General features: G+C 52.3%; 19 protein-coding genes. 9 read left to right on the forward strand and 10 right to left on the reverse strand.

What is annotated here, in order from left to right; translation table 11 throughout:
- Positions 1–116 precede the first annotated feature (116 nt).
- Positions 117–512, reverse strand: coding sequence for a VOC family protein (locus ACF2G4_RS20320; protein ID WP_332627003.1), 396 nt, complete (start codon positions 510–512; stop codon positions 117–119).
- A gap of 248 nt (positions 513–760) precedes the next feature.
- Here ACF2G4_RS20320 and ACF2G4_RS20325 point away from each other — a divergent pair, with 248 nt between their 5' ends.
- Positions 761–1537 (forward strand): ABC transporter substrate-binding protein, encoded by a 777-nt coding sequence (locus tag ACF2G4_RS20325; protein ID WP_243079425.1) that lies wholly within the window; start codon positions 761–763, stop codon positions 1535–1537.
- A 5-nt stretch (positions 1538–1542) separates the two neighbouring features.
- Positions 1543–2631 (forward strand): DUF2817 domain-containing protein, encoded by a 1089-nt coding sequence (locus tag ACF2G4_RS20330; RefSeq protein ID WP_409076072.1) that lies wholly within the window; start codon positions 1543–1545, stop codon positions 2629–2631.
- Here ACF2G4_RS20330 and ACF2G4_RS20335 read toward each other — a convergent pair.
- Entirely contained in the window at positions 2628–3401 is a 774-nt protein-coding gene (locus ACF2G4_RS20335) for a 2OG-Fe(II) oxygenase (RefSeq protein ID WP_409076073.1), read from the reverse strand. The genes ACF2G4_RS20330 and ACF2G4_RS20335 overlap by 4 nt on opposite strands.
- A 99-nt stretch (positions 3402–3500) precedes the next feature.
- Here ACF2G4_RS20335 and ACF2G4_RS20340 point away from each other — a divergent pair, with 99 nt between their 5' ends.
- The gene (locus ACF2G4_RS20340) at positions 3501–4412 is read left to right on the forward strand and encodes a LysR substrate-binding domain-containing protein (RefSeq protein WP_215848679.1); all 912 of its coding nucleotides are present in this window, start codon (positions 3501–3503) and stop codon (positions 4410–4412) included.
- Between the two features lie 114 nt (positions 4413–4526).
- On the opposite strand, the gene malG is transcribed toward ACF2G4_RS20340, so the two are convergent.
- Genes malG through malE form a run of 3 tightly spaced genes read right to left on the reverse strand, consistent with a single transcriptional unit; the run spans position 4527 to position 8213 of the window.
- On the reverse strand, positions 4527–5417 hold the full coding sequence (malG, locus tag ACF2G4_RS20345; protein ID WP_215848680.1) for a maltose ABC transporter permease MalG: 891 nt from the start codon (positions 5415–5417) through the stop codon (positions 4527–4529).
- Between the two features lie 9 nt (positions 5418–5426).
- Entirely contained in the window at positions 5427–6965 is a 1539-nt protein-coding gene (malF, locus tag ACF2G4_RS20350; RefSeq protein WP_409076074.1) for a maltose ABC transporter permease MalF, read from the reverse strand.
- A 57-nt stretch (positions 6966–7022) separates the two neighbouring features.
- Entirely contained in the window at positions 7023–8213 is a 1191-nt protein-coding gene (malE, locus tag ACF2G4_RS20355; protein ID WP_243079145.1) for a maltose/maltodextrin ABC transporter substrate-binding protein MalE, read from the reverse strand.
- Positions 8214–8579: 366 nt separating this feature from the next.
- Here malE and malK point away from each other — a divergent pair, with 366 nt between their 5' ends.
- From malK to malM, 3 genes are all read left to right on the forward strand, one after another.
- Positions 8580–9689, forward strand: coding sequence for a maltose/maltodextrin ABC transporter ATP-binding protein MalK (gene malK, locus ACF2G4_RS20360; protein WP_215848682.1), 1110 nt, complete (start codon positions 8580–8582; stop codon positions 9687–9689).
- Positions 9690–9729: 40 nt separating this feature from the next.
- The gene (locus ACF2G4_RS20365; RefSeq protein ID WP_243079144.1) at positions 9730–11031 is read left to right on the forward strand and encodes a maltoporin; all 1302 of its coding nucleotides are present in this window, start codon (positions 9730–9732) and stop codon (positions 11029–11031) included.
- Between the two features lie 131 nt (positions 11032–11162).
- On the forward strand, positions 11163–12092 hold the full coding sequence (gene malM / locus ACF2G4_RS20370) for a maltose operon protein MalM (RefSeq protein WP_243079143.1): 930 nt from the start codon (positions 11163–11165) through the stop codon (positions 12090–12092).
- Between the two features lie 117 nt (positions 12093–12209).
- Here malM and malQ read toward each other — a convergent pair whose 3' ends face one another.
- Both malQ and malP read right to left on the reverse strand, forming a co-directional pair.
- Positions 12210–14276 (reverse strand): 4-alpha-glucanotransferase, encoded by a 2067-nt coding sequence (gene malQ / locus ACF2G4_RS20375; protein WP_409076075.1) that lies wholly within the window; start codon positions 14274–14276, stop codon positions 12210–12212.
- Positions 14277–14284: 8 nt separating this feature from the next.
- Positions 14285–16693 (reverse strand): maltodextrin phosphorylase, encoded by a 2409-nt coding sequence (gene malP / locus ACF2G4_RS20380; RefSeq protein ID WP_243079141.1) that lies wholly within the window; start codon positions 16691–16693, stop codon positions 14285–14287.
- Between the two features lie 282 nt (positions 16694–16975).
- On the opposite strand from malP, the gene malT reads away from it, so the two are divergent.
- Both malT and ACF2G4_RS20390 read left to right on the forward strand, forming a co-directional pair.
- Positions 16976–19678: an HTH-type transcriptional regulator MalT gene (gene malT / locus ACF2G4_RS20385; protein WP_243079140.1), complete on the forward strand. Its 2703-nt coding sequence runs from the start codon at positions 16976–16978 to the stop codon at positions 19676–19678.
- A gap of 318 nt (positions 19679–19996) precedes the next feature.
- Entirely contained in the window at positions 19997–21388 is a 1392-nt protein-coding gene (locus tag ACF2G4_RS20390; RefSeq protein WP_215848686.1) for a cytosine permease, read from the forward strand.
- 271 nt (positions 21389–21659) lie between these two features.
- Here ACF2G4_RS20390 and ACF2G4_RS20395 read toward each other — a convergent pair whose 3' ends face one another.
- Together ACF2G4_RS20395 and katG are read right to left on the reverse strand one after the other, a co-directional pair.
- Complete coding sequence (locus ACF2G4_RS20395) at positions 21660–21866, reverse strand: hypothetical protein (RefSeq protein WP_409076076.1); 207 nt, start codon at positions 21864–21866, stop codon at positions 21660–21662.
- 119 nt (positions 21867–21985) lie between these two features.
- Positions 21986–24166, reverse strand: coding sequence for a catalase/peroxidase HPI (gene katG / locus ACF2G4_RS20400; protein WP_332627007.1), 2181 nt, complete (start codon positions 24164–24166; stop codon positions 21986–21988).
- Positions 24167–24404: 238 nt separating this feature from the next.
- Between katG and ACF2G4_RS20405 the strand changes: the two genes are divergently transcribed.
- On the forward strand, positions 24405–24842 hold the full coding sequence (locus ACF2G4_RS20405) for a VOC family protein (RefSeq protein WP_243079138.1): 438 nt from the start codon (positions 24405–24407) through the stop codon (positions 24840–24842).
- A 139-nt stretch (positions 24843–24981) separates the two neighbouring features.
- Here ACF2G4_RS20405 and ACF2G4_RS20410 read toward each other — a convergent pair whose 3' ends face one another.
- Positions 24982–26436, reverse strand: a complete 1455-nt coding sequence (locus ACF2G4_RS20410) for a flagellin (RefSeq protein ID WP_409076077.1) — start codon at positions 26434–26436, stop codon at positions 24982–24984.
- Positions 26437–26452: the final 16 nt, after the last annotated feature.

A 26452-nucleotide genomic window follows, 5' to 3' on the forward strand; every position in this document is an offset into this window, starting at 1 on the left:
TTAATCGGCCCGACGCCTCGGCTGACTGCCAATGCCTTTGACATAAGCAGTAGGGCAGAAAAGTGAGAAAAAACTATTAAGTAGGTTAAGCCATGTTAATCATGCCTTAAAACCGCTTAAGGCGAACCCCATGCTGCGTTATGCAGCACAACGCGATAGCCATCAACGTCCACAAAGGTCACGCCGTTATTGTTCCAGTAAGGATTGAACGATCCCAATCGGGAAAAGCCCGCATCGTCCATTCTAGCGCAAGCGTTGTGCCAGTCGATTTTATCGGGGATATAAAGCACCAGTAGATCCTCCTGTGAAGGTGAAGGAAGAATAGGGTGGCTATGACATACCGTAAATTCCAGATGCCAGGACAAATCATCGCGGCCCAACATGCATCCGCTGAAACCGTCATGATCGCTGAATTCGCCCACTTTTTTTAGGCCAAGCCCTCTGCAATACATGCCAGAACTTCTCTCTAATTCGCTGACCGGCCTGGCAATACGTAAGTGATCAAACTTCATATTTATCTCCGCCTTTGTGTCGTTTACCCGGAAATGACAAGGTAATGAATATGTTCAGCATAGAATCAAAAATCAAAACAGGACATTTAGCATCAACCGCAGCTTCATCCCACCGTTAAATTTACTTAACTCCTTCTCTTTCATAATAATTTACTCTGACCTTAAGCCTCATATTCTCTGGTGGAGCGCACAGCACCATGCTATTAACTCGTTGTGCTTTTTCCAACTTCACCTGCCCGGAGTTAATGATGAACAAGAGCCTGTCCGCCCTGTTAATGCTTTCACTTGCTGCGTTCAGCTGTGCGGCATCTGCACAGCAAACCTTACGCTTTGGCGTAGATCCCACGTTTCCGCCGTTTGAATCAAAAGCATCCGATGGCTCATTGCAAGGTTTCGATATCGATCTGGGTAATGCCCTGTGTAAGCAGGCCAAGGTGAAGTGCGAATGGGTTCAAATGGGCTTTGACGGCACCATCCCGGCACTGCAGGCGAAAAAGTTTGATGCCATTCTCTCGGCGATGTCGATGACGGACAAACGCCGCCAGCAGGTCCTGTTCACCGACATGCTCTACAACACGCCAAGCGCATTACTTGCACCTTCAGCCAGCAAACTCACTGTCGATATCAGCACCTTACGCGGCAAAAGCATTGGTGTCGCTCAAGGTACGATCCAGGAAACCTACGCGTTAACCAAGTGGGCACCTGAAGGCGTAAAAGTGGTCTCTTATGCTAATCAGATGGAGGTCTATCCCGACCTGATTGCAGGACGTCTTGATGGAAGCCTGACCAATGCGGTATCGGCTGAGCAGGGTTTTTTGAGCAAAGCGGAAGGTAAAGATTACGCCATTAAAGCCACCATCATTGATAACAAGATCTTTGGTGATGGTGTCGGCATTGCATTACGCAAAGGTGACACCGCAAATCAGCAATTGATCAATCAGGCGTTGGCGGAGCTGCATAAAAACGGAACCTACGATCAGTTAGCAAAAAAATACTTCAATTTTGATGTCTACCCACTGGATTAACGACGATGGCACAACGTGAATTACCTCAATACAGTGTGCAGCGGGCACGTTTTATCGCTGCGGTAGAACGTAAAAGTGGCACGCTTACTTCGTATCCACATCCCCTTTCTGGCCCCAACAATGAAACGCTCTATACCGATGTTGCGCTAATTGGCAGTGCACAGGCCAGCCGCGTGATGTTGATCATTTCTGGTACACACGGTGTTGAAGGTTATTACGGTTCAGACAGCCAAATCGGCTGGCTTGATGCACTGGATGTTTCGACCCTGCAAGCTGATACCGCGCTGGTATTTATTCATCTGCTGAATCCGTGGGGTGCAGCGCATTTGCGGCGGGTAAATGAAGACAATATTGATTTGAACCGAAACTTTATCGACTTCAGTCAACCTGCACCTGTAAATGCCCAATATGGGCAATGGCACAGCATTTATCACGGCGAGCGAGCCAGTGCTGACCGGCAACTGGCAGCCGCGCTGGAAACCGTTGGCTGGTCTGCCGTGAAACCGGTGGTAGAGGCGGGACAATACAGCGAACCGACCGGGTTCTTTTATGGCGGCGAACGGCCAAGTTGGTCCTGTTTGACGATGCAAAAGATTATTGCAACGCACCTTAGCGAAGCCAAAACCCTCCTCAGCTTTGATCTTCACACCGGGGCGGGCGCTTGGGGACACCCGATGCTGCTTTCAATTGCCGAACAGCGCGTTGCTGCGCACAGCTGGGGGGCAGAGATCTATGGAGAATGGCTAACGCTGCTGCTCACCGGCAAAGATAGTGACAGTGTCACTGGCGTTACGGCTACCGCGACAGGCTACCTGTCACAATATTTGCTGACATCGCTGCCGCAAACGCGAATGCTTCCACTGGTTATTGAATGCGGTACGTATTCAGGCGAGGATATGCATCGGCGGGTACGTGAGGATCACTGGCTGCATCTGTATGGAAACCCAGACAGCCCGCAAGGCCGTGACATTAAGCGCGATCTGGTTGAAGGATTTTGGCCTGCCGATGATGACTGGCAGGCATTAGTGGCGTTTCGTACGCAGCAAATTTTCCGTCGAGGTTGGCGTGCCTTAACCGGCACACCCACCGCTTAAAGTCGCCCGTAAAAGGTCATACGAGCGGTTTCTGACAGGGCAATGTCAGGTTGCGTGTTATAAGCCAGGACGGCAAGCATGCGGGTGATGTCGCCTTCAGTTGGTGTTACGCGATGCAGCGAATTACGGCCACGAAACAGCACCAAATCACCCGCTTCAATCGCCAGGTCATCAACGGCCTGGCGTTCATCCAGTACCGCCGCAACGCCGTTAAAATTCATCTCACCCGCGTCGGCATTTCGAAGATCCTTCACGTATTGAAAAATGCCGCCTCCACGGGGTTTTTGTACCAGCAGCGTGATGGCAAACGATGAATTATCAAAGTGCCACCCCAATTCCTGGCCGTGCGGGGCGTAATGAAGATTGATGGATGATAAAGGATCGGCGTAAGGATAAAGCGCAGCTTCACCCAGCACATCGCAGAGGAAAGCCTTAAACGTGTCATTGTTATAGAGCTGACGTAACGGTGAATCGGCCGCGATGACATCATCAGTGATACACCCTTTGGTGCTGATCACGTCACGATTTCGAGGATGGTCGGCGCTGAAATCGGCATCGGGTTTCATCAGAAAAACGTTATGTTTGCTGGCAGTATGGTAAGCCAGATGGCGCTGTGCATCGCCTTCCGCCTTGATTGCCGCCAGCACCTCAGGCTGCAAAAAGGTGCGCAGTACCAGCGCACCTTGCGTGTTGAGCTGCTCGCGGCAGGAACGACGCCATTCGATGTCATCCAAAGGATGCAGGTCCAAACGTACAAGTGATCCAGGCATGGGTGCAATTCTCTTGGTTGGCAGGTTTCAACTTACTGTAGCCCGCTAAGCCAATGCCGAATAACGATAAAAATTTAACGCTTTGATAAGGATAACTTAATGCCTATGCACACATCGCGTTTACCCAAAATTAGTGTTATTCACGCCTTTAAAGTGGCCGCCGAGCTAGGAAGTTTGGCAAAAGCAGCGGCACAACTGGCGCTGACGCCCGCAGCCGTTAGCCAGCAAATTCGACAGCTTGAGGAGCAACTCGGCAGCACGCTGTTTGTACGGACGCAAAGCGGCGTCATGCTCACTGAAACCGGTAAAGAATATCTGCGCTACGTCACCGAAGCCTTTGATATTTTGCACCTTGGACAGCAGAACATTCGACATGCAGCCGCCACGCCGAAACTTACGCTCTATGCGCTGCCTGCCTTGGCGTCAAAGTGGATCATGCCGCAGTTATCTCAGTGGCGTGAACATTGCCCAACGGTTGACCTTTGTCTGCATGGCACCCATGCACCTGTGGATTTCACCGCCACGCCTGCTGATTTTGTTATCTGCTTTGGCGAGGATCGCTATCCGCAACTGGACAGGCAATGGCTGTTTACTGATGAGGTCATTCCTGTTGCCAGCCCGCTGTTATTAACGCGCTATCCGCAGGCGGCATTACTCAAGCATGCTCCTTTAATTCACCTCGACTGGGGAAACGAAGGGCGATTTTTGCCTGACTGGCGCAGCTGGTTTCAGGCCAGAGGCGTGCCTGAACCTTCGCCGCAGCCCGCCTTCAGCTTTAACCTGACGTCGCTGGCCATTGATGCGGCAGTCGCGGGTGCGGGCGTTTTATTAGGACAGCGGCGATTAATTTCAGCTGAGCTATCGCGAGGGGATCTGGTGATCATTGACGAGATGAGCCTGCCGCTCAGCAAACCTTATATGCTCGCCTGGCCGCAACGAACACTGAATCAACCTGGCAGCGAAGCGATGATATCCTGGCTGACGCAGCTAGCAGCAGAGCGCGCGACGTGATCTATGTGGGAATAAAAGCCGAATGGTTGAAAAAAAGAGGCGGCCCGAAGGCCGCCGAAGACCTCAATCACAGAGAGCATTGAGGAAGCAGTGGCAATAACACAATGATGATCGTTAGCCTTTCACACCGCCTGCAGTGAGGCCGCTTACCAGCCAGCGTTGAGCCAGCAAGAAAACCAGTGTGATCGGAATGGCGGAGAGCACCGCAGCTGCGGCAAAGTCGCCCCATAAATAGTTTTGCGGGTTGAGATATTGTTGCATCCCCACCGCCAGGGTGTAGCTGTTGACGTCGCGCAGCAATAGCGAGGCAACCGGCACTTCAGTCACGGCGGCAATAAACGCCAGAATAAACACCACCGCTAAAATCGGCACGGAAAGCGGCAGCAATACCAAACGGAACGCCTGCCACGGCGTGGCACCGTCTAAGGCGGCCGCTTCTTCAAGCGATCCATCAATGGTTTCAAAATAGCCTTTGATGGTCCAGACATGCAGAGCGATGCCGCCAAGGTAGGCGAAGATCACCCCGCCATGGGTGTTTAAACCGATAAAGGGCAGATACTGTCCTAAGCGATCAAACAGTGCATAAATAGCCACCAGCGACAGTACGGCGGGGAACATCTGAAAAATCAGCATCCCTTTTAACAAGCTGGCGCGGCCGGTAAAACGCATTCGAGCAAAGGCGTAAGCGCAGGTGGTCGAAAGAGCCACAATGCCAATTGCGCTAATAGCAGCAATTTTTATTGAATTCCAAAGCCAGAGCAGCACCGGAAAGGGCGGCGGTGTGACGCGTCCATCAGCGTGCTCCACGCTAAAGCCCAATGCCAGCTTCCAGTGTTCCCACGAGATTTGATCCGGGATCAGGCTGCCTGTCGCAAAATTACCGGCACGCAACGAGATCGCAATCACCATCATCAGCGGAAACAGAATCGCGGCGATGAAGGTCAGCAGCAGCAGATGCGTTAGCAGCAGACGCAGCAGCTGCGATTTAGGTTGAACCATTGCCATAACTGCTCCTTAATCAAATTTTAAGCGTGCTGCTTTCAGGTTTATCACCGCAAGCGCACCCACCAGCAGGAAGATCAGCGTCGCGATAGCGGCAGCCAAACCAAAGTCCTGCCCGCCGCCGCCTTCAAAGGCGATACGCCAGGTGTAGTTCACCAGCAAATCGGTATAGCCCGCTGGTGTGGTGGTGCCGAGGCGATCGGGGCTGCCGTTGGTCAACAACTGCACCAGCACAAAGTTATTAAAATTAAACGCGAAGCTGGCGATGATCAGCGGTGTCAGCGGTTTAATCAGCAACGGTAAGGTAATAAGAAAGAAGTTTTGCATCGGTCCCGCTCCGTCCATCGCGGAAGCTTCATACAGATCGTCCGGGATCGCTTTTAACAGTCCCATACACAAAATCATCATGTAGGGATAGCCGAGCCAGGTATTCACCAAAATCAGCATGGCGCGTGCCAGCGTAGGATCGCTGAACCAGGCCGGTTTGAAGCCAAACAGGGCGTCGAGCATCACGTTGATTTCACCGAAGCTTTGGTTGAATAAGCCTTTGAAAATCAAGATGGAGATAAACGCCGGCACGGCGTAAGGCAAAATCAGCATGACGCGATAGATAGCTTTGCCTTTCAACGCCTCCCATTGCACCACGCAAGCCAGAACCATGCCAACCGCGACGGTGAGAACCACTGTCAGCAACGAGAAGATCAGCGTCCAGGCGAATATGGCGAGGAAGGGTTTTTGAATGCCTTCGTCAGTGAAGACGCGCAGAAAATTTTGCCAGCCGGTGTTGATGGTATAACCGGGACTCAATTTCTCACTGCCCCAGCTGCCATCGGCATTCAACACCTGATAAAAGCCGCTCTCAGCGTTAGGGCGATAAACAGTGCCGCTCTGCTGGTTTTTTAAATCGCCGTTACTGCTTTCTACATACAGCGGTCGCGTGCCTGAGAATTGGCGCAGCGAACTCATGACGAGCTGCCGACCATCGGGCAGTTCAGCGCTGATTTGGCTCAACGCTTGTCGATTACCGGTAATGGTACGCAGCGTTGCGCGTTTACCCGTAGGCGGCGTCGCGATGGTCATTTTTAACTGCTGCTTTTCACCAAAAGTGAAAGGTGGAGAAACAAACGTTTGACCATTTTCGCCGTCTGTCAGCACCAGTAGCCAGCGATCCCCGGAAGGGAACAGTGAAAAATTTACCGCGTTACCGGCCTGATACTGACGACTCAACAGCACCTGCTGCGCGCGCTCAAAAGTAAGCTGGTTGGTGCTGCTGTAGTTGGTAAATGCGATAGCGACGGTACACGCCAAGGGAAAAAGCACAAACAGCGCCATCCCGGCAATGCCCGGATAAACATAGCGCCATGCATAGGCGCGGCGATTGGAAAAAATCCAGATGCCGAGTCCACTGACAATCAGCGTAAGCAGCGCAAACAGATATTCGCCTTGGGCATACATTAAAATCAGCAGATAGCCGACCAGCAGACAGCAGATCCCGACGAGTAAGCCCTTCAGCACTGCGCTGTGCCGCCTCGCTTTCGGTTTTCCTGACATGATTCGGTTTTCCTTAACAGCGGTAATGAGCCGGACAATTCCGGCTCCAGGAGAGGATTACTTGTTCAGACGCGCTTGGGCATCTTTTAGCGCTGCATCAACGGTTTGCCTGCCGCTGAACGCATTAAGTGTGGCGGTGCGCATGGCGTACCAGAACGCGGCCATTTGGGGAATGTTTGGCATGATGTCACCGCTGCGCGCGTTGTTCATGGTGGCGGCGATGCGGGGATCTTTCTCCAGTTTTTCCTGATAGGACTTCAGCGCGACTGCGCCCAGCGGCTTATCTTTATTGACGGTTTCGAGACCCGTATCGGTCAGCAAATAGTTTTCAAGAAACTCTTTCGCCAACTCTTTGTTAGGACTCGCAGCATTGATACCGGCACTCAGCACGCCGACGAATGTTTTTGATGGTTTGCCTTTTAACGATGGCAGCAGCGTCACGCCATAATTGATGCCGCTTTTATCAATGTTGCTCCACGCCCACGGACCGTTAATGGTCATCGCGGTTTCGCCCTTGTTAAAGGCTGCTTCAGCAATGGAGTAATCGGTATCCGCATTCAACGTTTTTGCCTTCACCTGATCAACCAGGAATTGCATACCCGCTTTGGCACCGGCATTATCAACACCGATATCTTTCACGTTATAACCGCCATCAGTGGGTTTGTAGGCGTAAGCGCCGCCTGCTGCCAGCAGCGGCCAGGTAAAGTAGGGCTCTTGCAGGTTAAACATGATGGCGCTTTTGCCTTTTTCACGCATTTTCTTGTCGATGCCCGCAATCTCTTCCCAGGTTTTTGGCGGCGTTGGCAACAGGTCTTTGTTGTAGATAAGCGACAGCGCTTCTACGGAGATCGGATAGCCAATCAGTTTGCCGTTAAAGCGAACGGCATCCCAGGTGAAGGGGAAAATCTTCTCCTGAAAAGCGCTATCGGGAGAAACGTCTGCCAGCAGGCCAGATTGTGCATAGCCACCAAAGCGGTCGTGCGCCCAAAAAATGATGTCTGGGCCATCACCCGTGGCGGCAACCTGCGAATACTTCTCTTCCATCTTGTCAGGATGTTCAACCGTCACCTGAATACCGGTCTCTTTTTCAAACTTTTTGCCGACCTCGGCGAGTCCGTTATAACCTTTGTCGCCATTGATCCAGATAACCAATTTTCCCTCTTCTATTTTTGCCGCGGCGGAAGCCGAGAAGAGTGCGGCCGTAAGGGCTGAAAGTGCCAGGATTCGGGTGCCGGTTTTCATCATCATAACTCTATCCTTTTAGCGGAAGCGGTAAATGCTCTACCCGCTACATTGTGTTTATCTGCTTCGACTTCTCATCCTCCTACGCTCTACGCCTTCGCCAACCAAGCTGTGATCGGCTTAGCAAAACGAACCCGTTATACCGGTCAGGCGCACAAAAAACTCACCTTCGGTCTGCGGCTGCGATCACAAAAATGGCTTCATTCACTTGAACAACGGTGACGTGCCCGCTTTCTCCTCCTCCCGACTCCTCCCCCAGTCTTCACACCTGTTATGGAGGATGTTGCCGGTTGTTTCCTTGCCCATAGTGGTCGCCGGGGTCTGTCTGCCAAGTGGGTGGGCAAGGATAAGCAAGCTGAGAGGAAAAGCATCATGGCGAGCGTCGCGTTACGCAATGTCACCAAAGCCTGGGGCGAGACGGTGGTATCGAAGAATATTGATCTCGATATTCGCGAAGGAGAGTTCGTGGTTTTTGTCGGTCCTTCTGGCTGTGGAAAATCAACGCTGCTGCGCATGATTGCAGGGCTGGAAACCATCACCAGCGGTGAGCTGCTGATCGGTAATAAACGAATGAATGAGGTGCCGCCAGCAGAGCGCGGCATTGGCATGGTGTTTCAATCTTATGCGCTTTATCCCCACCTTTCGGTGGAGGAGAACATGTCTTTCGGCTTGAAGCTGGCGGGTATGAAGAAAGCTGAGATTCACCAGCGCGTTAATCAGGTGGCGGAAGTGCTGCAATTGGCACATCTGCTGGATCGCCGCCCTAAAGCCCTTTCCGGCGGGCAACGTCAGCGCGTCGCCATTGGCCGAACGCTGGTGGCTGAACCGCGCGTGTTTCTGCTAGATGAGCCTCTTTCCAACCTCGATGCAGCGCTGCGTGTGCAAATGCGCATTGAGATATCACGTCTGCATAAGCGCCTGAAGCGCACCATGATTTACGTCACACACGATCAGACCGAAGCGATGACGCTGGCTGACAAGATCGTGGTACTGGACGCCGGCGTAGTGGCGCAAATCGGCAAGCCCCTTGAGCTGTATCACTATCCCGCTAACCGCTTTGTGGCCGGTTTTATCGGCTCGCCAAAAATGAATTTCTTGCCCGTCAAAGTCACCGCCACCGCGATTGATCAGGTGCAGGTCAGGTTGCCCAACCAGCAGTTGGTCTGGCTGCCGGTTGACAGCGCAGGCGTGCAGGTTGGCAGCAACATGTCGTTAGGCATACGTCCAGAACATCTGCTTCCCAGCGATATCGCTGACGTCACCCTTGAAGGTGAAGTTCAGGTGGTCGAGCAACTGGGGCATGAAACGCAAATCCACATCCAAATTCCCGCCATTCGTCAAAACCTGGTTTACCGCCAGGAGGACGTCGTGCTGGTAGAAGAGGGCGCCACATTAGGTATCGGCCTGCCGCCAGAGCGCTGCCACCTGTTCCGTGAAGATGGAAGCGCCTGTCGCAGGCTGCATCAAGAGCTTGGTGTGTAACCCCCAAAACAAGAAAAGCAATGACCTCAGGAGATAGAAAATGTTAACTCTGCGCAAACTTCCCATCGCTGTTGCCGTCGCGGTGGGTACGCTCTCTGCACCAACGATGGCGGTAGATTTTACCGGCTACGCGCGTTCCGGCATCGGCTGGACGGGCAGCGGTGGTGAACAACAATGTTTTCAGGCGACCGGTGCACAAAGTAAATATCGTCTGGGCAACGAGTGTGAAACCTATGCTGAACTGAAACTGGGGCAAGAAGTATGGAAAGAGGGCGATAAAAGCTTCTACTTCGATACCAACGTTGCCTATTCCGTTTCTCAGCAAAACGACTGGGAAGCGACGTCTCCCGCCTTCCGTGAAGCCAATGTGAAGGGTAAAAACCTGATCGAAGCGTTGCCGGGTTCAACCATCTGGGCCGGTAAGCGTTTCTATCAGCGTCATGATGTTCACATGATCGACTTCTACTACTGGGATATTTCAGGTCCCGGTGCCGGCCTGGAAGATGTTGATTTAGGCTTCGGTAAGCTCTCGTTTGCTGCTACGCGTTCATCCGAAGCGGGCGGTTCCTACACATTCTCTAACGATCAGATTCGTGATTATGCCACCAGCACCGCGAATGACGTGTTTGATATGCGTCTGGCCGGACTGGAAACCAACCCAGATGGCGTGCTTGAGTTAGGTGTTGATTACGGTCGCGCAAACGCCCGTGACGGTTATCGACTGGAAGACGGTGCGTCGAAAGATGGTTGGATGTTCACGGCTGAACATACCCAAAGCATGATGAAGGGCTATAACAAATTCGTGCTGCAGTACGCTACGGATGCGCTGACCTCTCAAGGCAAAGGCTTGCCGCAGGGCACTAACATCAACAACAACGGCAACATGTATCGCATCCTCGATCACGGGGCGATCACCCTGGCTGACCGCTGGGATCTGATGTACGTCGCCATGTATCAGAACACCGATCTCGACAACAATCGCGGAACCGAGTGGTACACCGTGGGTGTGCGCCCAATGTACAAATGGACGCCAATCATGAGCACCTTGCTGGAACTGGGCTACGACAATGTGAAGTCGCAGGAAGTCAGCGAACGCAACGGCCAATACAAAGTCACGCTGGCTCAACAGTGGCAGGCGGGTGACAGCATTTGGTCACGTCCTGCACTGCGCCTGTTTGCAACCTACGCAAAATGGGATGAGAAGTGGGGCTACAGCAAAGACTCTGCAGGCGATCTGACCTCATTTGCCTCGGCTGACAGCACCGGTAACGGTTTGCTGACCAGCAGCCGTGGCGACAACGATGAGTGGTCATTCGGCGCGCAGATGGAAATTTGGTGGTAAGAGATTTCACGCTAAAAAGAGGCGAAAGGCAGCGATAAGCGCCGCTTTTCGCCTCTGCTATGTCAATTTGGTCGCGGCACGCTATTGCCTGGCTAACGCCGCTGCCTGACAGTCTTTTTGAGGTAACCATAATGAAAATGACAAAAACGCTGGTCGCGTTCTGCCTGAGCGCTGCGCTCCTGGCGGGACAAAGCTTCACGGCTCACGCTGATATCAATCTGGTGCCGCAGGATCTCTCTGCTGCACCCACGCTTTCTGCTCAAAGTATCCAGTCACTGACCTGGCAACCTGTTGATCCTTCACGCACGCAAATCACAACGCTTGCGAACAGCGGCCAGCGCTTGAATGACGCGGAGTTGGCCGGCCCGGTTGCGGCATACAGCCTGCCAGCCAATATCGGCGAACTGACCCTGACGTTGACAAGTGAAGTAGAGAAGAATCAGGTCTTTGCGCCTAACGTGTTGGTACTGGATGAGAACATGCGGCCCGCTGCGTGGTTTCCCAGCCGCTTCTTTACCTATCAGCAGCCGGGCGTCATGTCCGCCGATCGACTGGAAGGCGTGATGAAGCTGACGCCTGCGCTGGGTCAGCAAAAAATCTATTTGCTGGTTTTCACTACCGAAAAAGATCTAACCCAAACCACTACGATGATCGATCCCGCTAAAGCCTACGCGAAAGGAACGGGAAATGCGGTGCCTGATATTCCCGATCCGATTGCTCACCATAGCCGCGAAGGGACGCTCAAGCTCAAAGTGAAAACCAGTGCAGGTTCATCCATTTTGGTTGGGCCGCTGTTTGGCTCATCGGGTCCGGGACCGGTAACGGTCGGCAACTCGCCAGCGGTCGCGCCTGCGGCGTATACCGCTGCGCCCGCGCCAACACCTGCGGCTAAGCGTGAACCGATCATGAATGATACTGAAGGTTATTTTAATCAGAGTATTAAACAGGCCGTCGACAGCGGCAACATTGATAAAGCGCTGAAGCTGCTGGATGAGGCGGAACGTTTAGGTTCAACCTCTGCGCGCAAAGTTTTTATCAGCAGTGTAAAAGGCAAGGGGTGAAGTTACCCCGACAAGGCTGAATTTGCTCCATCTGGTGCGCTTCGGCGCACCCTTTTTAAAACCTATTTCACTGCATTGAAAAAACCTCACCGCTAAGCAGTGAGGTTTTTTTGTGTTTTATTTTTGACGTCGGCGACCATCGAGATCGCGCAGCAACGTGGTGATCTCTGGATCACTGAATATCTGTTCCAGCGATGCGCTTAGCTTGCGCCGCCAGTTAGGATATTCGTTACACGTGCCGGGAACGTTGACCGGTGCGGCCATATCCAGCCAGTCTTCGGGCTGCAATCCCAGCAATGCGCTGTTGCTGTCAGCCAGATAACGCTGCATAGCACGATTCAGGGATTTACCCATTAAGGTGCGCTGCGCCTGACGCCCGGCGCGTTTTGGCAGGCTACCGGTGCGATGCAGGCTGTGTAATAACGCCTGCTTAGCGGCCAGCCGTTGCTGATAAAGCCCCGCCAGGATCAGTTTATCGGGATAAAGCCCCAGTTGATTACCTAGGGTTAAATCGTCGCTTTGCCACCAACCGCGCAGTGTGGGCAGATCGTGTGTAGTGGCGACAGCCATTGCCTGGCGTGGCCAGTTTGCTGGCGCACGAAAACTTTGCTCATTCGCCTGCTCAAAATAGAGCACCTTGTAGGAGTACACGCCACCATCACGCAGCTTTTCGACGATGGCTTCGGGCACCGTGCCGAGATCTTCACCAATCACCATGCATTGATGGCGTTGGCTTTCCAGCGCAAGGATAGCCAGCAAATCGTCGATAGGGTAATTGACGTAAGCGCCATGCGCAGCGCTTTGTCCTACGGGGATCCACCACAATCGCAGCAGCGCCATCACATGATCGATACGCAACGCTCCGCAGTCGCGCATATTAGCGCGCAGCAGCGCAATCCAAGGGTCAAAGGCGCGTGCCCGCATGATCTGCGGATCCATCGGGGGTAAACCCCAATTCTGACCCAGCGGTCCGAGAATGTCAGGTGGTGCGCCAACGCTCGCCTGAAGGCAGTAGAGATCACGTTCGCTCCATGTTTCTGCTCCGCCTTGCGCGACGCCAACCGCTAAATCACGGTAAAGCCCGATCGGCATCGCCTGCTGCTGACAAACCTGCCAGCACGCCGCGAATTGCTGAGCCGCCAGCCACTGTAGCCAGAGATAAAAGCGCACCTCGTCGGCGTGCTGTTGCGCGTAAGCGCGTACCGCGGGGTTGTCGGGATGCTGTAACGCCTCAGGCCAGGTTGGCCAGTCTCCGCTTGCAGGATTTTCTGCACGTTGTTTGGCGTGCAACGCATCAAACAAGGCTTGATGCCGCAGGCTTTCACCGCCTTCGTCGATGAATGCCGCAAAGGCTTTCACGTTATCGTCGTTAAGCGCGCGCAGTTTGAATTGCTTCCACGCCAAACGCAACGCAGCCAGTTTCAACTGTGTCACAGCGGTATAGTCGACGTCCTGACATTCACGCGCTGCGGTGAGTGCCTGCTGCGTAGCCACTGACAACCACCACGCTTGCGCTTGCGGTGATTGTTGGAAATCGGGCAATGCTGCTACGTCGATATAGAGCAAGTTGAGCCAGCGTCGCGACGAAGGGCTATAAGGGCTGGCGCTTTCAGGATCTGCCGGAAAAAGAGCGTGAATTGGGTTGAGGCCGATAAAGGCCCCACCGCGCGGGGCCAATTCTTGCAACATCCTTTGCAGATCACCAAAGTCGCCTATGCCCCAGTTATCATCTGAGCGCAGCGTGTAGAGCTGAACGCAAGCGCCCCACAACGACTTGCCAGCCACCAGCGCGGGTGGCTCATAACAGCGTGACGGTGTCACAATAATACGGCAGCGTCGGGTCTCATCTTTTTGTATCAAGGTAAATTCGTGATATCCCATGGACAGCGCGGGCAAACGGAGCGGCTGATTCCCATGACAACGACCAGACCAATGCTCGCCTGCTTCGCTCACTAATTGCCACTGCGCCTCTGAATCGATGATCGGGTGCAGAATCAGCGGCTCACCGTCGCGGAAAATCGTGACCGGAGGAAGCGAGGTCGCTGGCGCTGTTGGCGGCTGCATCATCGCCAGCAAACGCTGGCGGGTCACCAGTGGGATCGCCTGCGGCTGACCATGTGCATTAATGAACTCGCTCGCAATAACGGCCTCAGCAAAGCCATCAAGATGGTTTTTCGGTTTCATAGCGATCCTCAGCGTGATGCCTGCCAGATACGATGCTGATAATCGCGGATAGCGCGATCGGAACTGAACATGCCACAGCGTGCGGTGTTAAGAATCGCCGCACGCGTCCAGGCATCTTGATCGCTCCAGAGCGCTTCTGCCTGGGCTTGTGCCTCCAGATACGCACGGAAATCAGCCAGTACCAGATAAGGATCGCCGCCTTTGGGGCCGATGCTGTGCAACAGCGACTCAAACGCTTCGGTATCGCCGTTGCTGAAGGTGCCGTTCTCCAGCGCCTTTAGCACCTGATCAAGCTGTTTGTCTTTTTTGCGCCACGTCTGCGGTGCATAGCCCGCTGCCTTCAGCGCACTGACTTGTTCTACGGTGTGACCAAAGATAAAGATATTGTCGCTGCCGACCTGTTCGGCAATCTCAACGTTTGCGCCGTCCAGCGTACCGATAGTCAAGGCGCCGTTTAAGGCCAGCTTCATATTGCCGGTGCCTGACGCTTCTTTACCGGCCGTTGAAATTTGCTCGGAAAGATCGGCGGCAGGGATCAGTCGCTCAGCCACCGAAACGTTGTAATCGGGGATAAATACCACTTTCAGGCGGTCACCAACGCGTGGATCGTTGTTAACCGTTTCCGCCACTTTATTGATGGCATAGATGATATTTTTAGCCAGATAGTAGCCCGGTGCCGCTTTCGCACCAAACAACACCACGCGAGGAACCCGGTTAGCCTGCGGATCGCTGACGATGGTTTGCCAAAGCGCAATAATATGCAGCAGTGTCAGATGCTGGCGCTTGTATTCATGCAGGCGTTTGATCTGGACATCGAACATGGCATTGGGATCAACATGAATGCTGGTACGTGCGGCTATCCAACGCGCCAGTTCTTCTTTATTTTGCTGCTTAATCGCGCGGTATTCAGCGCGGAACGCCGCATCGTCGGCGTAATTCTCCAGCGCTTTCAGCGCATCAAGATCGTTGATCCACGGTTTCTGCAGCGTTTTGTCGATAAGCGCCGAGAGCGCAGGATTACACTGATTGATCCAACGACGCGGCGTAATGCCATTGGTGACGTTGTGAAACTTCTGTGGCCAAAGCTGGTGGTATTCCGGGAAGAGATCCTGCACCACCAGTTTAGAGTGCAACGCAGCTACGCCATTCACCGCAAAACCGCCGGTGACGCAAAGATTCGCCATACGCAACTGGTTGTTATGTACCAGCGCCAGCTTGGCCCATTTTGCCTCATCGCCTGGCCATTGAGCGTCAACTTGCTGTTTTAACTGCGCATTGAGCGTATTGATGATCATCATGTGGCGCGGCAACAGGCTGCGCACCATGCGTACATCCCAGCACTCTAGCGCTTCTGGCATTAAGGTATGGTTGGTATAGGCGAAAGTGCGCTGGGTGATTTTCAAGGCTTGATCCCAGCTCAGTTGATGTTCATCAAGCAGCAGGCGCAGCAGTTCAGGAATCGCTAAAGTAGGATGTGTATCATTGAGTTGAATCACTTCATAGTCGGGTAGCGTTTCAATGGTGCGTCCTGCCTGATGGTGGCGGCGCAAAATGTCCACCAACGTACAGGCGCACTGAAAATATTGCTGCATCAGACGCAATTTCTTGCCGGCCTGATGATTGTCATTAGGGTAAAGCACCTTGGTCAGTTTCTCTGCATCAATGCCTTGCTGTTCGGCCCGCAGAAAATCGCCGTCGTTGAAACGGCTGAGGTCAAAAGGTTGTGCATGTTTTGCCTGCCAAAGACGCAGCGGCTGGGTGACACCGTTTTGATAGCCAACAACCGGCAGATCCCAGGCTTCACCTAACAGTTGATACGCAGGTTGCCAGCGTGATTCGCCATTCTCTTTGATGATCTTGCCACCCAAACCGACCTGAACATTCAGCGCAGCGTTGTGGTTGAACCAAGGGTAGCGATCGCGCTGCCAGTCATCGGGTGATTCATGCTGTGCGCCGTCAACAAAGCGTTGGCGAAACAGGCCGTATTGATAGTTAAGCCCATAGCCGATAGCGGGTTGGCCTACGGTTGCCATTGAGTCGAGGAAACAGGCGGCAAGTCGGCCCAGGCCGCCGTTACCCAAGGCGGGATCGGTTTCACGTTCCAGAATATCGCTGAGCGTGACATCAAAAGTGGAAAGGACGTCATTCACCCCGTTATACCAGCCGAGGTTCAGCAGATTATTGCCGGTCAAACGCCCAATCAGAAACTCCATCGAAAGGTAATTTACGTGGCGCTGCGGGGCAGACGTTGGCGCTGTTACGGCAGGTTGTTCCGCCACACTCTCTGCGAGCGCGCCGCTAAGGGCTTGCCACCATTGCGTGCGCGTCATTTCGCGGGCATCGCGTAAACCAAAGCGTTGCCACTGACGTGTCAGGGCATTCGTGAAGCTGGAGGGATCAAATTGATGCTGTGTCATGGCTAGGTTGTCCTGTCAGAGCGGTAGGTCAGAATGCGTACCAGTTTGCCCGTCCAGCTTGTACCCATCCTCCTCCTCCTCAGAATTACGCAGGGAGGATGAGCAGGGTGGAGAAAGCTAAGGCTAATCTGAAACCGGCGCAGGAGTGTGATTAACCCCACTTTTGTAAAGATCAGTTAATCGGTCTGCTTGCATTCAGTACCCGAATGTTTGAACGTGTGAGGATTAATTACGAAGCGTAAAAAAATGATGCGTTAATCCTTCCTGGAGTTGTATACGCCAATGTTAATACCCTCAAAACTGAGTCGGCCCGTGCGCCTCGAAAGCACCGTGATACGTGAACGCCTACTACAAAAACTCACGGCAGCCGGTAACTATCGTCTGGTGTTAGTCACCAGCCCGGCAGGCTATGGTAAAACGACACTCGTATCACAATGGGCAGCCGGCAAAACGCATCTCGGCTGGTATTCACTGGACGAGGGCGATAATCAGGCAGAACGCTTTGCCGATTATTTGATTGCCGCCTTACAGCAGGCAAGCAATGGCGGCTGTCCACGCAGCGAGGCCCTTGCTCAGAAGCGGCAGTATGTCAATCTCAATGCGTTGTTTTCGCAGCTGTTTATTGAGCTGGCGGAGTGGCAACAGCCGCTGTGGCTGATCGTCGATGATTACCATCTCATCACGAACAGTGCGATCCATGACGCGATGCGTTTCTTCTTGCGTCATCAGCCAGAAAATCTCACGTTAATTTTGCTGTCACGTAATCTGCCACAGCTTGGCATTGCCAATCTGCGCGTGCGCGAGCAGTTAATTGAATTGGGCAGCCAGCAGTTGGCGTTTACCCATCAGGAAGCGAAACAGTTTTTTGATTGTCGGTTGCCCTCACCGCTGGAAACCGAAGAGAGCGGTCGCTTGTGCGATGACGTCGCGGGCTGGGCCACAGCTTTACAGCTTATTGCACTATCTGCCCGCCAGGGCGCGAGTTCAGCGCAGCACTCGGCGCGCCGTCTTTCAGGAATTAATGCCAGCCATCTCGCCGATTATCTGGTTGAAGAGGTGCTGGATAATGTCGATCTGCCTACACGTAACTTCTTGTTAAAAAGCGCTTTGCTGCGTTCAATGAACGATGTGCTTATCGCGTGTGTGACACGCGAAGAGAATGGCCAGATGCGGCTGGAAGAGATTGAGCGTCAGGGGCTGTTTTTACAACGGATGGACGATTCCGGCAGTTGGTTTAGCTATCATCCGCTGTTCGGCAGTTTTCTGCGTCAGCGTTGCGAATGGGAACTGGCTGCCGAACTGCCTGCGATTCATCGTGCGGCGGCGGAAAGCTGGATGGCGCAAGGCTTTCCCGGTGAAGCGATTCATCATGCGCTGGCTTCTGGCGATGCCAGCATGCTGCGCGACGTGTTATTGGAACACGCCTGGACGTTATTCAATCAGAGCGAACTGGCGCTACTTGAAACCTCACTCAAGGCGCTGCCGTGGGAGATGACGCTAGAGAACCCGAAGCTGCTGCTGCTGCAAGCCTGGTTGATGCAGAGCCAGCACCGTTTTTCTGAAGTAAACAGCTTGCTGGCACGCTTCGAACACGCCTCCAGCTGCGAAATTGATGAAGCGCTGCGCGGCGAATTTAACGCGCTGCGCGCGCAGGTTGCAATCAATGATGGCGATACGGATGAAGCCGAGCGCCTGGCGAGAGTGGCGCTTGAAACCCTGCCGGCTACGCGCCACTACAGTCGCATTGTGGCGACATCTGTGCACGGTGAAGTGATGCACTGCAAAGGCGATCTGGTGAATTCACTTAAGCTGATGCGCCAAACGGAACAGATGGCGCGCCGCGATGAAGCCTGGCATTACGCGCTTTGGAGTCTAATCCAGCAAAGCGAAATCCTCTTTGCTCAAGGATTTTTGCAAGCGGCTTATGAAACCCAGGAAAGGGCCTTTGTACTGGTGAGCGAACAGCATCTGGCTCAGTTCCCGTTACATGAATTTTTGCTGCGCATTCGTGCACAATTGCTCTGGGCGTGGGGACGGCTTGATGAGGCGGAGCACGCCGCGCGCGAAGGCATCAAGGTGTTAACCGGTTATCAGCCGCAGCAGCAAATCCAATGCCTTGGCCTGTTGGTTCAATGCTCTTTAGCGCGCGGTAATCTGGATAATGCACGCAGCTACCTTAACCGACTTGAGAATTTGCTTAACAACGGCAGCTGGCACAGCGACTGGATCGCTAACGCTGACAAAGTGCGCGTGATCTACTGGCAGATGACGGGCGATGAACAAAGCGCCGCTAGCTGGATGCGGCAAACGCCAAAGCCCGCCTTTGCCAACAACCATTTCTTGCAAGGACAGTGGCGCAATATTGCGCGTGCGCAGATTCTGCTGGGGGATATGAACCAGGCCGAAGTGGTGCTTGAAGAGCTGAATGACAACGCACGTGCGCTGCGGCTGATGAGTGACATGAACCGCAACCTGCTGTTGATGAACCAGATCTATTGGCAAACCGATCGCAAAGTTGAAGCTCAGCGTACGCTGATTGAGGCGCTTCAGCTCGCGCGCAGCACCGGTTTTATCAGCCATTTTGTCATTGAAGGGGAAATGATGGCGCAGCAGCTGCGTCAGCTGATTCAGCTAAACACCCTCAATGAGCTTGATAGTCATCGTGCCCGTCGGATCCTGCTGGAAATTAATAAATATCATCGTCACAAATTCGCCCATTTTGATGAAAGCTTTATCAGCCGTTTGCTCAATCATCCTGACGTGCCTGAATTGATTCGCACCAGCCCCTTAACCCAGCGTGAATGGCAGGTATTGGGGCTGATTTATTCGGGTTATAGCAACGATCAGATTGCCGGAGAACTGGCGGTGGCGGCGACAACGATCAAAACCCATATTCGTAATTTGTATCAGAAACTGGGGGTCACGCATCGCGCTGAGGCGATGAACCGTGCGCAGTCGCTGTTGAGGATGATGGGCTACGTTTAGCCTGACTGAGACGATTTTGTGCCGGCGATATAAGGCGAATCTCCTTCTTGCCAATCGGTGTAATAATGCGGTCAGTTATTCACCGATTAAACAATCCTGCTTCTAAGGATTATTTCTATATAAAGCTGATTTTACGTCTGTTATTAAGCGCAAGCGGCAGAAAATAAAAGCCGTAATAGTGCTTTTTTTAAGCGGAAATATCACAAGGCTTTGCAGGATAAAAAAGACAAATAATTCTGTCAGAATAACTGCGCGTTTTTTTTGAGTGCGTTTTTTGTTATTTTACGCGCTAATTCATTTTTATAGTTCGAGGATGCGGTGAATACTCAATCACTCCAAAATAATCTTATTGAGGATAAATCAGTAGATTATGTACCTGAATCGGAACGTCATGGTAAACCCCGTAGCCTGTTTACGCTTTGGTTTTGTACTAACATCGCGCCCCTTGCGATTGTCAGTGGTGCTATTGCAACAGAAACGTTTCATCTTAATGTTATTGCAGCATTAACGGCGATTATCGCGGGTCATATGTTCGGCGGTTTGTTTCTGGCGCTGACATCCGCTCAGGGCCCGAAAGTCGGCATTCCCCAGATGGTACAAAGCCGGGCGCAGTTTGGCCGTTACGGCTCGCTGTTAATGATATGTTTCACGACAGTGATATATTTGGGTTTTTTCATCTCAAATATATCGCTCTCTGGCAAGGTGATTAATAACGTCATTCCGACGATTCCGGTTACTCTCGCGACAATTATTGGTGCCATTTTGGCAACCTTTATCGGCATGGTGGGATACCATTTTATTCATAAGATAAACAAAATTGGTGCCTGGGTAATGGGCGCGGCGCTGATTGTCGGTCTGATATTGATGATGTTGCAACCCTTGCCAGCTGATTTCTGGGAACGCGGCAGTATCAGTGCGGCGGGCTGGTTCGGCACCTTCTGTATTGGTGCGGTTTGGCAGATTAGCTTTTCACCCTATACCTCAGATTACTCACGTTACCTGCCAGCCAATGTTGGCATTGCGAAGCCCTTCATCGCCACCTACTTAGGCGCGTGCGGCGGGACTATTCTGGCGTTTGTGTTTGGCATGATGGCGGTGAATATTGCGCCAACCAGCGATGCCATGATGTCTGTACGCCATGCTACTGGCTGGTTAGGGCCGGTTTTAATGGTGCTGTTTCTGATTAATATCATCTGCCACAACTCCATGAATTTATATGGCGCGGTGCTTTCGCTGATAACTGCAGTGCAAACCTTTCGCCCCAAATGGTCCCCCGGCGCATCCGTGCGCATGATCTTTTCTGCCTCGCTGTTAATTGGCGGTGTGCTGGTGGCGTTGGGTGCTTCAGATAACTTCGTGGCACTCTTTATTAACGTTATTCTGGCGTTGATTTCAGTATTAATCCCGTGGAGCGTAATTAACCTGATCGACTTCTATTATGTTAATAAGCAGCATTATCATATTCCGTCCATTTTTCGTGCTGATGGTGGACGCTACGGCTTAGTGAATACGCAAGCATTGGTGGTTTATTTTTGCGGGATTATTGTGCAGGTGCCTTTTGTAGAGAATGCCTTTTTCTCCGGTCCTTATGCGAAGTTGGTTCCTGGCGCTAATATTTCATGGATTATTGGTTTAGTGATTACCAGCATGCTTTATCCACTGGCGCATCGTAAGCCCAATGCCGTGCAGAAAGAGGCGCGAAGCAGTTAATCAATAAGGCATTTACTCTTTGATTAACCGTGATTAAAAAGGCGAGACAGAAAGCGTGTCTCGCCTTTTTTATTGTATAAGCAGAGGCTTTTTCGTGGTATATCTGCTGCCCATTATCTAAGCTGTTGTTTGAATAACAGTGCGCACGTCATCCTTTACAGGAGTAAAGTGCCAACGGTGTAAAACGCTATTATTGTGTTAGCGTTCGAAATGTCAGTCAGTAAATAATCGACAACGAGAGAGATATTTTCACTCAACGCCATCAGGTATTTTAGCGAAAATGAATGATCTCTTTTTCCGAGAAGCCAGTAATAGCCGCAATAGCCTGAAGTGAAAGCCCCATTTTTTTGAGGTTCATTACCTGGATATGTGCCTGACTGTTTGAGCACAGCACTCTGGTTGTTGTATCACGCTTGTGGCACGTTTTATTTTTATTCTGTGTAGTTGCGTTAACGTGATTTTGTAGGTTAATCAGCATAAGTCATTCCCTTTAACAGGATGATTTTTAGAATATAGCGCAGTGGTAAAGCGGCCTTATCACATTGCTATTAAAGAAAAAGCCCGGGAAAGAGAGATTTCCTTTCCCGGGCTTGATTCTTAAAGCAGGTCGAAGCGATCCAGATTCATCACTTTCGTCCAGGCGGCGACGAAGTCTTTAACGAACTTCTCTTTAGCATCGCTGCTGGCATAGACTTCTGCCACTGAACGCAGGATGGCATTGGAACCGAATACCAGGTCAGCACGCGTTGCGGTGAATTTCTCTTCGCCGCTAACACGATCGCGTCCCGTAAACAGTTCCGAAGTGACGTCGGTCGCTTTCCACTCGGTACGCATATCCAGCAGATTGACAAAGAAGTCATTGCTGAGCACGCCGGAACGGCCAGTAAACACGCCATGCTGGCTGCCATCAAAATTGGTGCCGATAGCACGCAGACCGCCCACCAGCGCCGTCAATTCCGTGGTTGTCAGCGTCAACTGCTGCGCTTTATCAATCAACAGCGCCTCAGTTGAGGTGCCATTCAATACACCACGATAGTTACGGAAACCATCAGCAGCCGGCTTCATCAGATTAAATGAATCTACATCTGTTTGATCCTGACGAGCATCAACACGACCGGCCGTGAAAGGCACGCTGATATTAACATCAGCGGCTGCCGCAGCCTGCTCAACACCCACCACACCGGCCAGCACAATGACGTCAGCCAGTGATGCTTTGCCTGAAGCTTGCTGGATTGATTCCAACACCGAAAGGGCATGTGCAACGTGCGCATTCACTTCCCACTCTCTTTGTGGAGCCAGCGCCAGGCGGGCACCATTCGCACCGCCGCGCTTGTCGCCGCCACGGAAGGTTGAAGCAGAGGCCCAGGCAACAGAGACCAGTTCACCGACCGAAAGGCCCGCATTAGCAATGTCTGTTTTCAAACGCGCAATATCTTCAGCGTTTGGTGTATGAACTGCCTGCGGCAGCGGATCCTGCCAAATCAGATCTTCTTTTGGCACTTCCGGCCCGATGTAACGCGCTTTTGGCCCCATATCTCTGTGGGTCAGCTTGTACCAGGCACGCGCAAACGACTCATTAAACGCCTGCGGATCGTTCAGGAAACGACGCGAAATCTTTTCAAACTCAGGATCGAAGCGCAGCGTCAGGTCTGTTACCAGCATGGTTGGCTTGCGTTTCTTCTCTGAATTGAAAGGATCAGGAATGATTTCATCGGCATCCACGGCTTCAAACTGAATAGCGCCAGCTGGGCTGCGTGTCTGTACCCACTCATACTTGAACAGGTTCTCAAAGAAGTAGTTGCTCCATTGCGTTGGCGTTTGCGTCCACGCAACTTCCAGACCCGATGTAATAGCATCTGCACCTACACCGCTGCCATGGCTATTGACCCAACCCAAGCCTTGAGCTTCAATCGGCGCGGCTTCAGGATCGTCACCAACATGGCTGGCTGCGGCTGCACCATGGGTTTTACCCAGCGTGTGGCCACCCGCGATCAGCGCAACGATCTCTTCGTCGTTCATACCCATGTTACCGAAAGTGGCGCGAATCGCTGGCGCTGCCGAAGCGGGATTGCCGCTGTTATTTGGGCCTTCCGGGTTAACGTAAATCAAGCCCATCTCGGTCGCACCTAACGGAGCCTGCGCCAGAGATTCAGGATGACGATGTTCGAGCCAGGTTTTTTCATCACCCCAGTTCACATCCTGATCCGGTTCCCAGACATCTTCACGTCCGGCACCAAAGCCAAAGGTGCGGAAACCGGCGTTTTCCAGCGCCACGTTGCCCGCCAGAATATAGAGGTCAGCCCAGGAAATTTTCTGACCATATTTCTGCTTAACTGGCCACAACAGGCGACGCGCTTTATCCAGGCTGACGTTATCTGGCCAGGAGTTTAAGGGTGCAAAGCGCTGCTGACCGCGACCGGAACCGCCACGACCATCAACGGCGCGATAAGTACCTGCACTGTGCCATGCCATGCGGATGAAAAGGCCAATATAGCTGCCCCAATCCGCAGGCCACCAGGGCTGTGAGTCGGTCAATAATGCCTTGATATCGCCTTTCAGGGCGAAATAGTCGAGTTGGCTGAACGCTTCACGATAATTGAATGTTTCGCCCAATGGATTAGAGCGATTGGAGTGTTGATTTAACAGGTCTACCCGCAGCTGCTTTGGCCACCAGTCACGGCTCGCCGTGCCCGCGCCCGCGCTTTGATCTGGCGTACTTTGATGGAAGGGGCATTTACCTGCAGCTAACGTGTTGTGTGTATCTTCTGTCGAACTCATTGTTATTCTCCGTTTCGGTTTCGTAACAAGATATAGCGGCAGATTGATAACTCCTACCTGTATTGATCTACGGATTTGATAGCCTTTACCTTTTATTTGCGCAAAGGGGTCAAAAGGGTGAGCAAACTCACAGTGTGCTTCGTCATGACATAACCGCGCAGCAGTTAAGCACCTGCGATCAACTGTTAATTACTGCTTGTGACATCCTCAGATTCCAGCGATTTCAAGGAGCAGGGATATGTCAGCGAACGATATCGGATTTAGCCATGTGGCATTACAGGTGAGAGATCTGCAAAAAAGTATCGATTTTTACCAGCGCTATGCCGATATGCAGGTGATTCATCAGCGCGAGCCAGGCATAGCTGAGGCACAGAAAGTCGCCTGGCTTTCAGACTTAACGCGTCCGTTTGCGTTGGTCTTGGTTCAGTCTCAGGTCAGCGTGGATACGCCGCTCGGGCCATTTGGTCATATTGGTGTGGCGTGTCGCAGCCAGGAAGAGATTGATGCCAAAGTCAAACTGGCTGAACAGGAAGGGATTTTGCGGCGGGCAGCTCAGCAATCATTGCCGCCAGTAGGCTACTGGGCATTTTTTAATGACCCGGATGGAAATACGCTTGAACTCTCTTACGGCCAGCAAATTGGTATGGAGATTATTATGGCGCGTCAGTGTTCATAAAAAGGCGTATTTAAAGGCTGTCGTGTTTGGCCTTTTATGGCAGTGGCCCTCCATGGCACCGAGTGAAATAACCTGCGAATAATCAAGCGTGGTTGCGCTAAAGCGGAGATGAAAACCGGGGACGTTGAACCTAAAGCCGTTATTGATCGCGCAACAGATCAAGAACGAGTTCGGACGTTTTGTTCGCTATTTTCGAGACAGCATTTTGTCCCTGCTGCAATATTTGCGTTCGCGCTAAAAGACTCGCTTCTTGGGCATAGTCTGCGTCCTGAATTCGGCTCCGGGCTGATTCTGTGTCGATCCCTTGTTGTGTCAGCACGGATTTATTCGATTCGTAGCGATTGATCTTAGCGCCATAGCTTGAACGGTATTGGCTGACTTTCTCTAGCGCTGCATCTAATGCTGTCATGGTAATGGAAATGTCACCTTCGCTCAGCAACGTGGTGTTGTTCAGTCCCAAGGTTTTCGTATCCGATGGCGTAGCCGCAATCCTGTCTGACTGCACCGGCTGACCAAAGTTTGCGCTGGTCACGACGTCTAAAGGCCGGCTCTGCTTTGGCGCAACAGCGGGCGTCGATGTGGGTTCTGGCAGTAATCCCCAGGTAAGATTGCTGTTAAAAGAACCATTGCCGACTACCACCACAATCAGATCTTCCGTGACGGTATTAATGCTGATGCGTTCCTGACGGTTACTGCCATTGACGCCATCGTTGAAATTGCCGGTGGTTGCATCTTCATAACGATCGCCATCACCGCTGTAGCTAATGGTCATTCCGTTATAGCTAAGCGAATTGCTGCCCGCCAATGCCCACGTTGCACCACCTTCAGTCAGCTGCGAATCGTCGTAGGTTGCCCCGCTGGCGAAGCCGTTGCTGCTGGTAAGCAGACGTGATGTCGCGGTTGCGTCATCCGTTATTCCCTTACTTACCCAGGTAAAATCGGCATCGCTGCCGTTGATCGGCGTACCGGCCAGATGTTTGCCGTCTCGCGTAAATAACTGGAGATCATCATCCTGACCCAGCGAATCGATGCTGATTTTTATATTTGTCGATCCCGCAGGGATATACGCCAGCGATATAATGCCGGAAGTAAACGAATAGCTTTTACCCGATACGGGAAATTGGGTTTTGATAGGTGCTACATCACCCAGCAGAGCCGGCGGCAATTCAGGGTTATTAGTGGCTAAGGGATACTGACCAAAAATTTCCGTCTGATCGGCGATGTCATTTATACCGGCAAGAATTTGCTGATATTCAGTATTCACACTTATGCGGTCAGCATCAGACAACGTGCCGTTGGCAGCCTGAATCGACAGCGTTTTAGCCCGAATCAGCAAGTCACCGATGGTACTCAGGCTGCCTTCAGCGGTTTGTGAGTAGCTAATCGCGTCATTCAGACCTCGCGCTACGGCGCTATCAGCGTTGATATTTGCCGTCATGCGGTTGGAGATGGCTTGTCCTGCAGCATCATCTTTTGCGCTGTTTATTCGCAACCCTGATGACAATCTTTCAATTGTTCTTTCCAGCACAGAGCCGGTGCACAAACGTCCTTTGTTCGACAATGCAGCGGTTTGGTTATGATTTATCGTTAACATAGTCGCTTGATACAGT

The sequence above is a fragment of the Pantoea phytostimulans genome (assembly GCF_046118715.1).
GTDB classification, from domain to species: domain Bacteria; phylum Pseudomonadota; class Gammaproteobacteria; order Enterobacterales; family Enterobacteriaceae; genus Pantoea; species Pantoea phytostimulans.

Coding starts and splice junctions, on each gene's coding strand:
- ACF2G4_RS20320 (WP_332627003.1), bottom strand. CDS start 512: ATGAAGTTTGATCACTTACGTATTGCCAGGCCGGTCAGCGAATTAGAG.
- ACF2G4_RS20325 (WP_243079425.1), top strand. CDS start 761: ATGAACAAGAGCCTGTCCGCCCTGTTAATGCTTTCACTTGCTGCGTTC.
- ACF2G4_RS20330 (WP_409076072.1), top strand. CDS start 1,543: ATGGCACAACGTGAATTACCTCAATACAGTGTGCAGCGGGCACGTTTT.
- ACF2G4_RS20335 (WP_409076073.1), bottom strand. CDS start 3,401: ATGCCTGGATCACTTGTACGTTTGGACCTGCATCCTTTGGATGACATC.
- ACF2G4_RS20340 (WP_215848679.1), top strand. CDS start 3,501: ATGCCTATGCACACATCGCGTTTACCCAAAATTAGTGTTATTCACGCC.
- malG (WP_215848680.1), bottom strand. CDS start 5,417: ATGGCAATGGTTCAACCTAAATCGCAGCTGCTGCGTCTGCTGCTAACG.
- malF (WP_409076074.1), bottom strand. CDS start 6,965: ATGTCAGGAAAACCGAAAGCGAGGCGGCACAGCGCAGTGCTGAAGGGC.
- malE (WP_243079145.1), bottom strand. CDS start 8,213: ATGATGATGAAAACCGGCACCCGAATCCTGGCACTTTCAGCCCTTACG.
- malK (WP_215848682.1), top strand. CDS start 8,580: ATGGCGAGCGTCGCGTTACGCAATGTCACCAAAGCCTGGGGCGAGACG.
- ACF2G4_RS20365 (WP_243079144.1), top strand. CDS start 9,730: ATGTTAACTCTGCGCAAACTTCCCATCGCTGTTGCCGTCGCGGTGGGT.
- malM (WP_243079143.1), top strand. CDS start 11,163: ATGAAAATGACAAAAACGCTGGTCGCGTTCTGCCTGAGCGCTGCGCTC.
- malQ (WP_409076075.1), bottom strand. CDS start 14,276: ATGAAACCGAAAAACCATCTTGATGGCTTTGCTGAGGCCGTTATTGCG.
- malP (WP_243079141.1), bottom strand. CDS start 16,693: ATGACACAGCATCAATTTGATCCCTCCAGCTTCACGAATGCCCTGACA.
- malT (WP_243079140.1), top strand. CDS start 16,976: ATGTTAATACCCTCAAAACTGAGTCGGCCCGTGCGCCTCGAAAGCACC.
- ACF2G4_RS20395 (WP_409076076.1), bottom strand. CDS start 21,866: ATGCTGATTAACCTACAAAATCACGTTAACGCAACTACACAGAATAAA.
- katG (WP_332627007.1), bottom strand. CDS start 24,166: ATGAGTTCGACAGAAGATACACACAACACGTTAGCTGCAGGTAAATGC.
- ACF2G4_RS20405 (WP_243079138.1), top strand. CDS start 24,405: ATGTCAGCGAACGATATCGGATTTAGCCATGTGGCATTACAGGTGAGA.
- ACF2G4_RS20410 (WP_409076077.1), bottom strand. CDS start 26,436: ATGTTAACGATAAATCATAACCAAACCGCTGCATTGTCGAACAAAGGA.